Origin of the sequence: Actinomadura sp. 9N215 (assembly GCF_044326345.1) — a bacterium.
GTDB lineage: Bacteria > Actinomycetota > Actinomycetes > Streptosporangiales > Streptosporangiaceae > Spirillospora.
Genome location: NZ_JBIRBA010000006.1, coordinates 249,691 through 262,736, shown reverse-complemented (window position 1 = coordinate 262,736; position 13,046 = coordinate 249,691). Strand labels below are relative to the sequence as shown.

At 72.0% G+C, this 13,046-nt stretch carries 11 protein-coding genes; 4 read left to right on the top strand and 7 right to left on the bottom strand.

Features of this window, described 5'->3' with window-relative positions; translation table 11 throughout:
* Positions 1 to 8 precede the first annotated feature (8 nt).
* Both ACH34T_RS13165 and ACH34T_RS13160 read right to left on the bottom strand, forming a co-directional pair.
* Entirely contained in the window at positions 9 to 1,022 is a 1,014-nt protein-coding gene (locus tag ACH34T_RS13165; RefSeq protein WP_395992347.1) for a CNNM domain-containing protein, read from the bottom strand.
* Positions 1,023 to 1,095: 73 nt separating this feature from the next.
* Positions 1,096 to 2,433 carry a hemolysin family protein gene (locus ACH34T_RS13160; protein ID WP_395992346.1) on the bottom strand — a complete coding sequence of 446 codons (1,338 nt, stop codon included), beginning with the start codon at positions 2,431 to 2,433 and terminating at the stop codon, positions 1,096 to 1,098.
* A 161-nt stretch (positions 2,434 to 2,594) separates the two neighbouring features.
* Between ACH34T_RS13160 and ACH34T_RS13155 the strand changes: the two genes are divergently transcribed.
* Both ACH34T_RS13155 and ACH34T_RS13150 read left to right on the top strand, forming a co-directional pair.
* Complete coding sequence (locus tag ACH34T_RS13155) at positions 2,595 to 3,554, top strand: MBL fold metallo-hydrolase (RefSeq protein WP_395992345.1); 960 nt, start codon at positions 2,595 to 2,597, stop codon at positions 3,552 to 3,554.
* Positions 3,555 to 3,814: 260 nt separating this feature from the next.
* Positions 3,815 to 4,828, top strand: a complete 1,014-nt coding sequence (locus tag ACH34T_RS13150) for a hypothetical protein (RefSeq protein ID WP_395992344.1) — start codon at positions 3,815 to 3,817, stop codon at positions 4,826 to 4,828.
* A gap of 535 nt (positions 4,829 to 5,363) precedes the next feature.
* Here ACH34T_RS13150 and ACH34T_RS13145 read toward each other — a convergent pair.
* Together ACH34T_RS13145 and ACH34T_RS13140 are read right to left on the bottom strand one after the other, a co-directional pair.
* Positions 5,364 to 5,693, bottom strand: a complete 330-nt coding sequence (locus ACH34T_RS13145; protein ID WP_395992343.1) for an Lsr2 family protein — start codon at positions 5,691 to 5,693, stop codon at positions 5,364 to 5,366.
* 17 nt (positions 5,694 to 5,710) lie between these two features.
* Entirely contained in the window at positions 5,711 to 6,067 is a 357-nt protein-coding gene (locus ACH34T_RS13140; RefSeq protein ID WP_395992342.1) for an Lsr2 family protein, read from the bottom strand.
* 397 nt (positions 6,068 to 6,464) lie between these two features.
* On the opposite strand from ACH34T_RS13140, the gene ACH34T_RS13135 reads away from it, so the two are divergent.
* Positions 6,465 to 8,558 (top strand): catalase, encoded by a 2,094-nt coding sequence (locus ACH34T_RS13135; RefSeq protein WP_395992341.1) that lies wholly within the window; start codon positions 6,465 to 6,467, stop codon positions 8,556 to 8,558.
* A gap of 278 nt (positions 8,559 to 8,836) precedes the next feature.
* On the opposite strand, the gene ACH34T_RS13130 is transcribed toward ACH34T_RS13135, so the two are convergent.
* The 3 genes from ACH34T_RS13130 to ACH34T_RS13120 form a co-directional block, all read right to left on the bottom strand.
* Positions 8,837 to 9,223, bottom strand: a complete 387-nt coding sequence (locus tag ACH34T_RS13130) for a nuclear transport factor 2 family protein (RefSeq protein ID WP_395992340.1) — start codon at positions 9,221 to 9,223, stop codon at positions 8,837 to 8,839.
* Between the two features lie 88 nt (positions 9,224 to 9,311).
* On the bottom strand, positions 9,312 to 10,499 hold the full coding sequence (locus ACH34T_RS13125) for a zinc-dependent alcohol dehydrogenase (protein WP_395992339.1): 1,188 nt from the start codon (positions 10,497 to 10,499) through the stop codon (positions 9,312 to 9,314).
* Between the two features lie 95 nt (positions 10,500 to 10,594).
* Positions 10,595 to 11,071 carry a YbhB/YbcL family Raf kinase inhibitor-like protein gene (locus tag ACH34T_RS13120; protein WP_395992338.1) on the bottom strand — a complete coding sequence of 159 codons (477 nt, stop codon included), beginning with the start codon at positions 11,069 to 11,071 and terminating at the stop codon, positions 10,595 to 10,597.
* Positions 11,072 to 11,354: 283 nt separating this feature from the next.
* Between ACH34T_RS13120 and ctaD the strand changes: the two genes are divergently transcribed.
* Positions 11,355 to 13,043, top strand: coding sequence for a cytochrome c oxidase subunit I (ctaD, locus tag ACH34T_RS13115; RefSeq protein WP_395992337.1), 1,689 nt, complete (start codon positions 11,355 to 11,357; stop codon positions 13,041 to 13,043).
* The last annotated feature ends 3 nt before the right edge of the window (positions 13,044 to 13,046 follow it).

Here is a 13,046-nt window from a genome sequence, read left to right as displayed (position 1 = left end):
GCCGGTGATCAGCGGACGGGCAGCAGGGTCGTCAGGAGGTCGTCGAGGCTGACGAGCCCGGCGACGCGGCCGTCGGGGGACACGGCCAGGCCGAGATGGCTGTGGTGTCCCTTCAGGACGGCGACCGCCTCGCCGACCGGCGTGCCGATCGGCACCGCGGGCACCGGATGCGCCATCCCCGCGGCCGGGGTCCGGCGGCCGCGCGCGCGGGCCAGGTACGCGTCGCGGACGTGCACCATGCGAGGCTCGTCCCCCGCCCCCCGCAGCATGAGCCGGAGATGGCCCGTGCGGACGGCGGTGTCGATGACCTCCTGCGGGGTCGCCGCCGCCGGCACCGACACGATCCGGGAGACCGGGACGACGAGGCCCGCCAGCGGCGCGCGCGGCGCGTCCAGCGCGGCGGTGAGCAGCGCCAGCTCGGTCTCCTCGATCAGCCCGAGGCGCCGCGAGTCCTGCGCGATGCCGCGCAGCTGCTCCGGCGTCCTGGACACCTCCCGCGAGTCGGCCGGCTCGATGCGGATCATCCGCAGCAGCAGGTTCGTCGTGCCGTTCAGGGCGGCCAGCAGCGGCCGGACGACGGTCGCGAACGCGCGGAACGGAAGCCCGAGCAGCGTCGCCGAGCGCTCCGGCGCGGTGATCGCCCACGACTTCGGCGCCATCTCCCCGACGACCATGTGCAGGAACGTGACGAGCGCCAGGGCCAGCACGAACGCGACCGCGTGCGCCGCGCCGTCCGGCAGGCCCGCCGCGTGGATCGGCGGCGTGAGCGTCTCCGCGAACACCGGCTCGGAGACCAGGCCGAGCCCGAGCGAGCACATCGTGATGCCGAGCTGCGCCCCGGCCAGGGTCAGCGACAGCTCGTCGATCCCGGCGACCGCGGCGGCCGCGGCCCGGCCGCCCCGCGCCGCGGCCCGCTCCAGGCGCGGCCGCCGCGCCGCCACCAGCGCGAACTCCGCGGCGACGAAGAAGCCGTTCCCGACCAGCAGCGCGAGGGTGACGAGCGCGCCCAGCGCGAGGCTCACCGTTCCCCACCTTTCTGGGGGGCGACCCCCAGACCCCCGGGTGGTCGGACCGATGATCCTCGCTCCGCTCCGGTCATCGGTCATCCTCGGCTTCGGCCGTGACGGTGCGGACGCGGATCAGCTCCGGCACATGGCGGTGGACGGTCAGCACCTCGATGTACGCGGTGCGGGCGGGCTCGTCCAGGCGGGTCGGCGGCAGGTCGACGGTGACGACGTCGCCGGGGCGGGCGACCCGTCCGAGCCGCTTCAGCAGCAGCCCCGCGACGGTCTCGTAGTCGCCCTCGGGGAGCGCGATGCCGGTCTCGTGGGCGACCTCGTCCATGCGGAGGCCGGCGTCGGTCGTCCACCACTCGCCGGTGCGGATCGCGAGGTCCTCGCCCGGCTCGTTCTCGTCGGCGATCTCCCCGACCAGCTCCTCGGCGACGTCCTCCCAGGTCACCAGGCCGGCGAAGCCGCCGTACTCGTCCATCACGCAGGCCATCGGCGCGCCGGCGGAGCGCAGCCGGAGCAGCACCTCGGGCAGCGGCAGCGAGGACGGCAGCAGCACCGGCGCCCTGGCGATGTCGCCGACCCTGGTGCGGCCGGCGGCGTCCGGGGAGAGCAGGATCAGGTCCTCCAGGCCGACGACGCCGACGAGGTCGTCGACGCTCTCGCCCACGACCGGATACCGGGAGTGCCCGGACGCGGAGATGACGTCGCTCAGCTCCGCGGCGAGCGCGGCCGCGGGGACGGTCACCACGTCCACGCGCGGGACCATGACCTCCTCGGCGTCGCGCTCGGAGAACGCCAGCGCCCGCTCCAGCAGGGCGGCGTGCCCCGCCTGCAGCTTCTCGCGGGACTCGCCGATGATGTGCCCGAGCTCCTGCAGCGTCGCGCCGTGGTGCAGCTCCTCCACCGGCTCGATCCCGGCCGCCCGGACGAGCCGGTTCGCCGCCGCGTCGAACAGCCTGATCAGCGGCCCCGCCACCGTCAGGTAGACGAGCGTTGACGCGGCGAGCGCCCGCGCCATCGGCTCCGCCCTGACCAGCGCCAGGTTCTTCGGGAACAGCTCGCCCAGGATCATCTGGACCACGGTGGCGAGCCCGAACCCGAGCGCCACCGCCACCCCGCCGGACGCCGCGTCCGGCACCCCGCCCGCCCGCAGCGCCGGATCGATCAGGTCGGCGAGCGCGGGCTTGGCGATGAACCCGACGACGAGCGCGGTGACCGTGATGCCGAGCTGCGCGCCGGACAGCATGAACGACAGCCGCCGCATCACCCGCACCGCCCGCGCGGCCGCCCGGTCGCCGTCCGCGGCTCGCTGGTCGAGCAGCGCCCGGTCGGCCGTGACGAACGCGAACTCCTGCGCCACGAAGTAGCCGGTCGCGGCCGTCAGCACGAGAACGGCCACCAGCCCGAGCACAGCGTTCACCCCGGCTCCTCCCTGCCGCACGTGCAAGATCCTCTTACCCGTCCGGCGTGGTTCTCCCCACCGAGCGTTTGGACGGTTATCAACCGCTCTGTGTGGAATGAAACCGTGGGAAAGGATCAGGGTCGAGCCGAGGCCGCGGCCACGAGTCCGAGGGGGCGCCCATGCCCAGACCGTTCGCGTCGTCCGCAGACCTGGGCGACAAGACGCAGACGCTGGAAGTCCTGGCCGACGGAGTGTACGCGCTCACCGCCGAGGGCGACCCGAATGTCGGGGCCGTCGAGGGGGAGGACTTCCTCGTCTGCTTCGAGGCCCTCGCGACACCGGCCGCGGCCCGCGACTGGCTCGCCGTCCTGCGCGAGCACACCGACAAGCCGATCCGCTACCTGGTGCTGTCGCACTACCACGCCGTCCGGACGCTCGGCGCCAGCGCGTTCGGCGCGCCCGTGATCATCGCGCACGACCTGACCCGCGCGCTGATCGCCGAGCGCGGCAAGCAGGACTGGGAGTCGGAGTACGGCCGGATGCCCCGGCTGTTCAAGGACCCGGAGAGCATCCCCGGCCTCACCTGGCCGACCGTGACGTTCTCCCGCACGCTCACCATCGACCTCGGCGGCGATCGCGGCGACCTCGACCTGGCGTACTGCGGGCGCGGCCACACCGAGGGCGACCTCGTGGCGTGGCTGCCCCGGCACCGGATCCTGTTCGCCGGCGACCTCGTCGAGACGCAGGCCGCGCTCTACACCGGCGACGCGTTCCACCGGGACTGGGCGTCCGCCACCCTCGACCACGTCGCCTCGTTCGGCGCCGAGACGCTCGTCGGCGGGCGCGGCGCCGTCGCGCACGGCCGGGACGCCGCCGACGCCGCCGTCGGCCAGACCCGCGACTTCCTGGACACCATGATCCGCGAGACAGGCAAGGTCCGGGTGCGCGGCGGCACGCTCAAGGACGCGTTCGGCGCCGTCCACGCGGCGCTCGCGCCCGCCTACGGCCGCTGGCCGATCTTCGAGCACTGCCTGCCGTTCGACGTCGCCCGCCTCTGGGACGAGCTGGACGGCGTCGAACGCCCCCGGATCTGGACCGCCGAGCGCGACCGCGACGTCTGGGCGCGGCTTCAGGACTGAACGTTCTTCGTCCGGCCTGTCCGCGGCGGCATGGCCTACACGGCAGACCGAAGATGAAGAGTGTCCATCGAGCCGGCGCGGGAGCGGCGGACAAGCCGGGCAGTACGGTCTGACGCTCGCGTCAAGGACCGATGTCCCGATCTCGTGACAATCTGGAGAGGGCCGACCTCGCGTGAAAGGGTCGGAGCAGCCTGCAGGCCATGGCCCACGGCCCACGGCCTGCGGCACAAGGTTTCCCTGACGCGGTGTGGGGAGAGCCGATGAAGGAAGAGAAACGTCCCCGTCCGGTGTTCGATCCCGGAATCTCCGGCGACGACCGTGCCGTCCTCGCCGCCGCCCCCGAACTGCTGGTCGCGGCCTCCATGCCGGCGCCGCCGCGCCCGCGGCTGCGTCCCGCCACCGTCGCGGCGCGGCTGGTGTGGATCCCGGCGTTCGCGTTCTTCTACGGCGTCCTGCCCGGCGGGTGGCTCCGGGTGTTCTTCCTCGCCTCGCTGGACGGGGACGAGCTCGTCGGCGGCGCGGCGCGCTGGGGGCGGCTGCCCGTCGCCGCGATGATGCTCACCCCGGCCCTGCAGGTCCTCCTGCTGCTGCTCGGCCAGACCGAGGCCGCCGCCGTGCTCGCGGCGGCGAGCTTCACAGGGTGGGCGGCCGGTGCGCTGCGGCACGTCCGGGAACCGGCCGCGGCCCGCGCCGCCCGCGAGCACCACGGCTCCTACCTGCTGCCCGGCGACTTCGACCGGTCCGCGGCGGGGCTCCTCGTCCGCGCGCAGCGCGCCGTCGACGCCGTCCTCGGGTCGCAGTCGCACGGCGCCGGGCTGCTGGACGACGTCAACAACACCGTCGTCCTGCCGCGGCAGGAATGGGCGATCGCGTGCGCGCTCGCCGAGCACACGCGGCTGCGCCGGGAACGCCGCGCCCAGCAGCCCGAGCGGCTCTCCCCGCGGGTCCGGGCGCTGCTCGAACCGCAGGACCGCGCCCTCGCGAGGTCGGTCCGCTCGGTCACCGGACGGATCGAGGCGCTGGAGGCGTACGCGCGCCGCGCGGGCGAGGCCGACGACGCCTACCACGAGTCGCGGGTGCTGCAAGAGCTGCCCGAGCAGAACGCCCGCTACCGGGACCTGCTCGCGAGCACCGTCGGGGACGAGATGGCGGGCGCGGAGATCCGCGGCATGGCCGAGGACGCGCACCGCGCGGAGCGGGCGCTGCGGGAGCGGGTCACGAGCGCCCTGCGCGCCGGTCACGAGTTGCGGCTCCCCACCGAGGAAGCCGAGTGACGGCCGCGGCCGAGCTCCACGACTCCCTGCGGGCCGAGTCTCGCGGCTTGCCGCAGGCCGAGCACCGCGGGCTCCCCGCGGGCTGAGCCTCGCGGCTTGCCGCGGGTTGAGCTTCGCGGCTCCCTGCGAGCCGAGCTTCACGGCTTGCCGCAGGCCGAGCTCCGCGGGCTCCCCGCGGGCTGAGCCTCGCGGCTTGCCGCGGGTTGAGCTTCGCGGCTCCCTGCGAGCCGAGCTTCACGGCTTAGCGCAGGCCGAGTTTCGCGGCTTGCCGCGGGCTGAGCTTCGCGGTGCTCGCCGCAGGCTGAGCCGGGTCGGAGCCGCGGCTCCGACCGGGCTGAGCGGGGCGGTCCGGGGCCGGTTCGCCACGGGGCATGACGCCGTGGTCGCCTAATGTGTTGTCCCGCACCATTCCCGGCGAATGCCGTACGGAAAAGGCGATTTGCCCGTTGCGCACGCAAGGGCCGGGGTGATGAGATATCCACCACCCCGGCCCCGGGTGCGTGCCGGAACGCGTCCGGCGACGCGGCGGGCCGCGCTAGTGCGCGGCCTCGTACTGCTCGATCACATTGGCGGGGATACGGCCCCGCTCATTGACCTTGATGCCGCGGCTCTTCGCCCACTCGCGAATCTCGGCGGAACGTTCGCGGCTGCCCGCGGTCCGCGCGGCGCGACCGCCGCGACCGGCGGGCTTGCGCGCCTTGCGGGCGCCGGCCACGAACGGCTCCAGTCCGTTGCGCAGCTTGCTGGCGTTCTTCTTGCTCAGGTCGATCTCGTATGACGTGCCATCGAGGGAAAAGCTGACGGTCTCGTCAGCCTCTCCGCCGTCGATGTCATCCACGAGAAGGACTTCGACCTTCTGTGCCATGCGGGGACTCCCTCTTGCTATGCGTCCGGCCTCGCGTCCGGATGTGCGTCGATGAATGCAGCATAGACCTCATCCGATATCTTGCCACGTTCAGAGACTTCGATGTTACTTCGCAATGCCCAGGCGCGGACATCGCCGTTCGTGTAGCCCTTGATCTTCGCGGTGCGGGACTTGCGGCCCTTCCCGGCGGGCTTCACCTCGACGGCGTTCTCGATGAAGGGCGCGAGCGCGTCCAGCATCTCGTTCAGCCGCTTGAAGTTGTCGTCGCTCAAGTCGATCGTGAACGTCCGGCCCAGGACTTCGAAGTCTCGCTTTGCGACATCGGCCCCTTCGGAGCCGTCGATGTCGTCCACCCGAATGACCTTCTCGGCCATGTGTACTCAGTGTTCCTTCCCCTCGCCTGCGCGGCGCCCCCGACCGTAGCGGATTCCGTGCCCGGGCATGTCGCCGGGACGCGCGGGGCGGTCCGCGGCGCAGCCACCGGTCGCGGCGCCAGATCACCGGTCACCGGCATCGCGGCCCCGGTCGGGGCCCGGCGGCGACGGATCCCAGGTCGGCGGCGCGGCGCGGCCGTGGTGGTGCCTGCGGCCCGGCCGGGCCCTCATCAGCGCCGTCCGGCGGCGGCCGCGCCATGGTCACTGTGCGTGACGTTGATTGTCGACAGTCCGACAATGCGAGCGAAATCAAGTTCCGGTCAAAGCGCGCATGTCCAGCGGAACGCGGGGTAGCGGCCATCACTGCTGGGCCGATTCACCGTGAGGGAGCTGAAACATGGTCAACCCCGCCGACCGCGAGGACCGAAAGCAGGAGCAGCTGGAGCGTCGGCGGGTGAGCCCGGAAGGCGCGCGGCTCACCACCGATCAGGGAATCAGGGTCGACGACACCGACAACTCGCTGTCCGCGGGCGAACGCGGGCCGTCCCTGATGGACGACTTCCACCTCCGCGAGAAAATCACACATTTCGACCACGAGCGGATCCCGGAACGGGTCGTGCACGCGCGCGGCGCGGGCGCCTACGGCCATTTCCGGCTGCACGAGTCGCTGGCCGACTACACGACCGCGGAATTCCTGTGCGACACGTCGCTGACGACGCCGGTTTTCGTGCGGTTCTCGACCGTCGCCGGGTCGCGCGGGTCCGCCGACACCGTCCGGGACGTCCGCGGCTTCGCGACGAAGTTCTACACGCGGCAGGGCAACTTCGACCTCGTCGGCAACAACATGCCCGTTTTCTTCATCCAGGACGGCATCAAGTTCCCCGACTTCGTGCACGCCGTGAAGCCCGAGCCGCCGAACGAGATCCCGCAGGCGTCGTCCGCGCACGACACGCTCTGGGACTTCGTCCAACTGCAGCCCGAGACCATGCACATGATGATGTGGCTGATGTCGGACCGGGCGCTGCCGCGCAGTTTCGCGATGATGCAGGGATTCGGCGTCCACACGTTCCGGTTCGTCAACGCCGAGGGCCGCCCGACGTTCGTGAAGTTCCACTGGAAGCCGCGGCTCGGCACCCACTCGCTCGCCTGGGACGAGACCCAGAAGATCGCCGGCAAGGACCCGGACTTCAACCGCCGCGACCTGTGGGACCGGATCGAGGCCGGCGACTTCCCCGAGTACGAGTTCGGCGTGCAGCTCGTCCCGGCCGAGGACGAGCACCGGTTCGGCTTCGACCTGCTCGACCCAACCAAGATCATCCCGGAGGAGGAGGTCCCGGTGCGGCCGGTCGGCACGCTGACCCTGGACCGCAACCCCGACAACTTCTTCGCCGAGACGGAGCAGGTCGCGTTCTGCATCGGCAACGTCGTGCCCGGCATCGACTTCACCAACGACCCGCTGCTGCAGGCGCGGCTGTTCTCCTACCTGGACACGCAGCTGATCCGCCTCGGCGGGCCGAACTTCCCGCAGCTCCCCGTCAACCGGCCCGTCGCCGACGTGCGCAACCACCACCGCGACGGCTATCACCAGACGGACATCCACCAGGGGCAGGCGAGCTACCACAAGAACACGCTGTCCGGCGGCTGCCCGGTCGTGGGCGGCGAGGGCTCGTTCACCCACTACCAGGAGCGGGTGGAGGGAAACAAGATCCGCAAGCGGAGCGAGAGCTTCGCCGACCACTACTCGCAGGCGACGCTGTTCTGGAACAGCATGGCCGACTGGGAGAAAGAGCACATCGTCGGAGCGTTCCGGTTCGAGCTGGGCAAATGCGAACACAGGCACATCCGGGAGGGCGTCGTCGGGCAGCTGAACCACGTCGACCACGAGCTGGCCGTCCAGGTCGGCGAGGGCGTCGGGGTGGAGCCGCCGAAGTCGCCGGTGTCCGCCAACCACGGGCGCGGCTCGCCCGCGCTGAGCCAGGCGAACGCGCCGGGCTCCGTCCAGGGGCGCAAGATCGCGATCCTGGCGGCGGACGGCGTCGACTCGGCGGCCGTCGCGGCGGTCGGCGACGCGCTCAAGGACGCGGGCGCGATCTGCGAGATCCTCGCGGCGAAGGACGGGTTCGTCCAGGCGGCCAACGGCGGCCAGGTCGAGGTGACCCGGGCGATGCCGACCGTGGCGTCCGTCCTGTACGACGCGGTGCTCGTGCCCGGCGGCGAGGAGAGCGCGCGGACGCTCGCGCGGGACGGCGACGCCGTCCACTTCGTCGCCGAGGCGTTCGTGCACTGCAAGGCGATCGGCGCCCTCGACGCGGGCATCGGCCTGCTGGAACGCGCCGGGATCACCGGCGTGCGGTTCTCCGACGGCGGCGTGGTCAGCGACGCCGGCGTCGTCACCGGCCAGGGCCCGGGCGGCGACTTCTCCGCCAAGCTGCTCGACGCGATCAAGGCCCACCGCCACTGGACACGCAACAAGTCGCACGTGCCCGCCTGACACCCCCTAAGACCAGCCCCGGCCCCCGCCTGGCGGGTCTCTCGGGCTGGGCTCGGCTCCGGCTTGGCGGGGCCTTCAAGCCAGGGAAGGCTCCGGCTTGGCGGGTCTCTCAGGTCAGGCCCGGCTCTCGCTTGGCGGGGCCTTCGGGCCGGGCCTGGTTCCGGGCTGGTGGGTCTCTCGGGCCGGGCTCGGCTCCGGCTTGGCGGGTCTCTCAGGTCGGGCTCGGCTCCGGCCTGGTGGGGACTTCGGGTCGGGCTCGGCTCCGGCCTGGCGGGGTGTCAGGTCAGGCCCAGTTCGCGTTTGACGGTGTCGAACTCGGCCGCCATCGCGTCCGAGAGGGCGCGGGTGGCCGACAGCGGGCGGACCATGACGCAGAACTCGTCGATCAGCCCGTCGTCGTCATGGTGCAGGAAGTCGCAGCCGTGGACCTCTAGGTCGCCGACCCGCGCCTTGAAGACCAGCGCGTGGTCGCGGCCGCCGCCGATCTCGCGGACGTACCGGAAGTCGGTGAGCACCCGGGTCACCGCGCGCAGGATCGCGGCGACCGCCGCGCGCCCCTCGTACGGCGCGTACGCGACCGGGCTGAGGAACGTGACGTCCTCGGCCAGCAGCGCCGGGAGGGCCGCGACGTCGCCCTTCTCGACGGCAGCGCGGAACGGGTGCATCGGGCCCACCTCCATGCTCGCCCGGGGGAGTCGCGGGCAAGCCTATGGGCAGCGGGCCGTGTCCGCGATCACCGTCCGGGCGCCATGTTCAGGCGGCGGGCTGAAGCAGCACCTTGATCGCCCCGTCCTGCTTCTTCTGGAAGATCTCGTAGGCGAGCGGCGCCTTCTCCAGCGGCCAGCGGTGCGTCGCGAGGTCCAGCACGCCGAGCGGGTCGGAGTCGTCGGAGACCAGCGGCAGCAGGTCGCCGATCCACCTCTTGACGTGCGCCTGGCCCATCCGGAGCGCGATGCCCTTGTCGAACATCCGCAGCATCGGCAGCGGGTCCGTCATCCCGCCGTAGACGCCGATGACGGAGATCGTCCCGCCGCGCCGGACGATCTCGATCGCGGCGCCGAGCGCGGCGAGCCGGTCGACGCCGACGCGCGACATCAGCGGCGCGGCGGTGCCGCCCGGCAGCAGCCCGGCGACCGTCTGCGCGAACTTGGCGCCGGGCGAGCCGTGCGCCTCCATCCCGACCGCGTCGATCACCGAGTCGGCGCCTCGCCCGCCGGTGATCTGGCGGATCGCGTCGGGGACGTCGTCGGCGTCGTCGGCGTCGATCAGCTCGACGCCGTGTCGCCGCGCCATCTCCAGCCGCTCCGGGACGAAGTCGACCGCGATCACCCGGTGGCCAAGATGGCGGGCGATGCGGGACGCCATCTGCCCGATCGGCCCGAGGCCGAGCACCGCGACCGTCCCGCCCTCCGGGACGTCGGCCCAGGCGACGGCCTGCCACGCGGTCGGCAGCACGTCGGACAGGTACACGAACCGCTCGTCCGGCGGGCCCTCCGGCACCTTGATCGGCCCGAAGTGGGCCTGCGGGACGCGGAGATACTCGGCCTGCCCGCCCGGGACCTGCCCGTACAGCTTCGTGTAGCCGAACAGCGCGGCGCCCATGCCCTGCTCGCGGACCTGCGTCGTCTCACACTGCGCGTACAGCTGCATCCCGCACATGTGGCAGCGGCCGCACGAGATGTTGAACGGGATGACCACGCGGTCGCCGGGCCTGATGTGCGTGACGTCGGCGCCGGTTTCCTCGACGATCCCCATCGGCTCGTGGCCGAGGACGTCGCCCGCGCTGAGGAACGGCCCGAGCACCTCGTACAGGTGCAGGTCAGACCCGCAGATCCCGGACGAGGTCACCCTGATGATCGCGTCGTCCGGCTCCTTGATCTCCGGGTCGGGCACGCTCTCGACGCGGACGTCGCGCTTGCCGTGCCAGGTGACGGCCTTCATCGTGTCTCCTCCAGGAACCAGGGTCGCCTTCGCGAGCGGCCCTACCCGGCGGTCCCGCCCGAAACGTCGCGGGGCCGGGGCGGCCGCCGGACGGGTCAGCGGGCGTAGGTGCCGACGACGGACGCTGAGGCGAGCACGTCGTCGTCCCGCAGGCGCGCGCGCAGGTCGTCGACCGAGAAACCGGAGGTCAGGCCGGACGGGCGGCGCAGCGCGTAGAGGGTGAAGACGTAGCGGTGCGGCGGGTCGCCGGGCGGGGGATGCGGCCCGCCGTAGCCGTTGTCGCCGAAGTCGTTGCGGCCGCGGGCGATGCGCGGACGCTCCTCCCCGGCGGCGAGCCCGTCGCGACCGGGCGGGATGCCGGCGAGCATCCAGTGGACGAAGGTGCCGCCGGGCGCGTCCGGGTCCTCGCAGGTCAGGACGAGTTCCAGGCACGCGGCCGGGACGCCCGACCACCTCAGCCCGGGGGAGAGGTCGCCCGCCTCGTGCGAGTACGTCGACGGGATCGGACCGTGGTCGGCGAACGCGGGGCTCCGCAGCGAGATCTCCTCCATGGTGCCCTCGTGCCCGATCACCGGCCGACGATGCCGCCCGCCCGCAGCCCGAGGATGCCGCCTGCCCGCAGCCTGATGATGCCGGTGGCCTGCGGGCCGACGATGCCGCCTGGCCGCAGCCTGATGATGCCGGTGGCCTGCGGGTCGGCGATGGCGGTGGCCTGCGGGTTGGCGATGGCGCTGAGCTGCGGGCCGACGGTGCCGCCTGCCTGCGGGTCGGTGGTTGCGGTGCGGGGTCGGGGGCGTTTGAAACGGGCTTGCGCGGCAAGTGCCCCGGTGGGCTCGGACGTGGAGGGGAGGCCGGATGACGGCCGTGCGGGACAGGGACGACACCAGCGTCGCCGACGCGCTCGCGCGGCACCGCAAGGGCGCCAGGATCGGCGACGTCCTGGCGACGACCGACCACAAGATGGTCGGCTACCTGTACCTGACGACGTCGTTCGCGATGTTCCTGATCGCCGGGCTGATGGCGATGCTGATGCGGGCCGAGCTGATGGAGCCGGGCCGGCAGGTGATGGACCCCCAGCAGTACAACCAGCTGTTCACCGTCCACGGCACGATCATGATGCTGCTGTTCGCGACGCCGCTGTTCCTCGGGTTCGCGAACGTGATCGTCCCGCTGCAGATCGGCGCCCCGGACGTGGCGTTCCCGCGGCTGAACGCGCTCACCTACTACCTGTTCCTGTTCGGCTCGCTGATCGTCCTCGCCGGGTTCCTGATGCCGGGCGGCGCGGCGGCCTTCGGGTGGTTCGCCTACGCGCCGCTGACGTCCGACACGTTCTCGCCCGGCCGGGGCGGCGACCTGTGGATCATGGGGTTGATCATCTCCGGGGTGGGCACGACGCTGACCGCGGTCAACCTGATCACCACGATCATCGGGATGCGCGCGCCCGGCATGGTGATGTTCCGGATGCCGATCTTCTGCTGGAACACGCTGCTCACCGGCCTCATGGTGATCATCGCGTTCCCGGTGCTGGCCGCGGCGCTGTTCGCGCTGGAGGCCGACCGCAGGCTCGGCGCGCACATCTACGACGGCGCGAACGGCGGCGGGCTGCTGTGGCAGCACCTGTTCTGGTTCTTCGGCCATCCCGAGGTCTACATCGTGGCGCTGCCGTTCTTCGGCATCATCACCGAGATCATCCCCGTGTTCGCGCGCAAGCCGCTGTTCGGGTACCTCGGCATGGTCGGCGCCACCATCGCGATCACCGGGCTCTCGATGACGGTGTGGGCGCACCACATGTTCGCGACCGGCCAGGTCCTGCTGCCGTTCTTCTCGATCACCTCGTTCATGATCGCCGTGCCGACCGGGATCAAGTTCTTCAACTGGGTCGGGACGCTGTGGAAGGGGCACCTGACGTTCGAGACGCCGATGCTGTTCGCGCTGGGGTTCCTGACGACGTTCCTGTTCGGCGGGCTGACCGGCGTGATCCTCGCGTCCCCGGCGCTGGACTTCCACCTCACCGACTCGTTCTTCGTCATCGGACATCTGCACTACGTCCTGTTCGGCACCGTCGTGTTCGCCATGTTCGGCGGGTTCTACTTCTGGTGGCCGAAGATGACCGGCCTGATGCTGGACGAGACCTGGGGGAAGATCCACTTCTGGTCGCTGTTCGTGGGCTTCCACACGACGTTCCTCGTCCAGCACTGGCTCGGCGCGGAGGGCATGCCGCGCCGCTACGCCGACTACCCGGACCAGTTCGCCACGTTGAACCTCATCTCGTCCGTGGGGTCGTTCGTGCTGGGGGCGTCGACGTTCGCGTTCCTGTGGAACGTGCTGCGCACCTGGCGGCGCGGCGAGCGGGTCGGCGTGGACGACCCGTGGGGCGCCGGCGGCTCGCTGGAATGGGCGACGTCCTGCCCGCCGCCGCGGCACAACTTCACGTCGATGCCGCGGATCCGGTCGATCCGTCCGGCGTTCGACCTGCGCTTCCCGCCGAAGGAGCCGCCTCAGGAGGCCGAGCCCGCCCTGCCGCCGCCGCCCGGGGGCGGGTGAGCG

Excerpts from the sequence above, each read along its gene's own strand:
- ACH34T_RS13155 (WP_395992345.1), top strand. The coding sequence starts at position 2,595 with ATGCCCAGACCGTTCGCGTCGTCCGCAGACCTGGGCGACAAGACGCAG.
- ACH34T_RS13125 (WP_395992339.1), bottom strand. The coding sequence starts at position 10,499 with ATGAAGGCCGTCACCTGGCACGGCAAGCGCGACGTCCGCGTCGAGAGC.
- ACH34T_RS13135 (WP_395992341.1), top strand. The coding sequence starts at position 6,465 with ATGGTCAACCCCGCCGACCGCGAGGACCGAAAGCAGGAGCAGCTGGAG.
- ACH34T_RS13130 (WP_395992340.1), bottom strand. The coding sequence starts at position 9,223 with ATGCACCCGTTCCGCGCTGCCGTCGAGAAGGGCGACGTCGCGGCCCTC.
- ACH34T_RS13140 (WP_395992342.1), bottom strand. The coding sequence starts at position 6,067 with ATGGCCGAGAAGGTCATTCGGGTGGACGACATCGACGGCTCCGAAGGG.
- ctaD (WP_395992337.1), top strand. The coding sequence starts at position 11,355 with ATGACGGCCGTGCGGGACAGGGACGACACCAGCGTCGCCGACGCGCTC.
- ACH34T_RS13150 (WP_395992344.1), top strand. The coding sequence starts at position 3,815 with ATGAAGGAAGAGAAACGTCCCCGTCCGGTGTTCGATCCCGGAATCTCC.
- ACH34T_RS13145 (WP_395992343.1), bottom strand. The coding sequence starts at position 5,693 with ATGGCACAGAAGGTCGAAGTCCTTCTCGTGGATGACATCGACGGCGGA.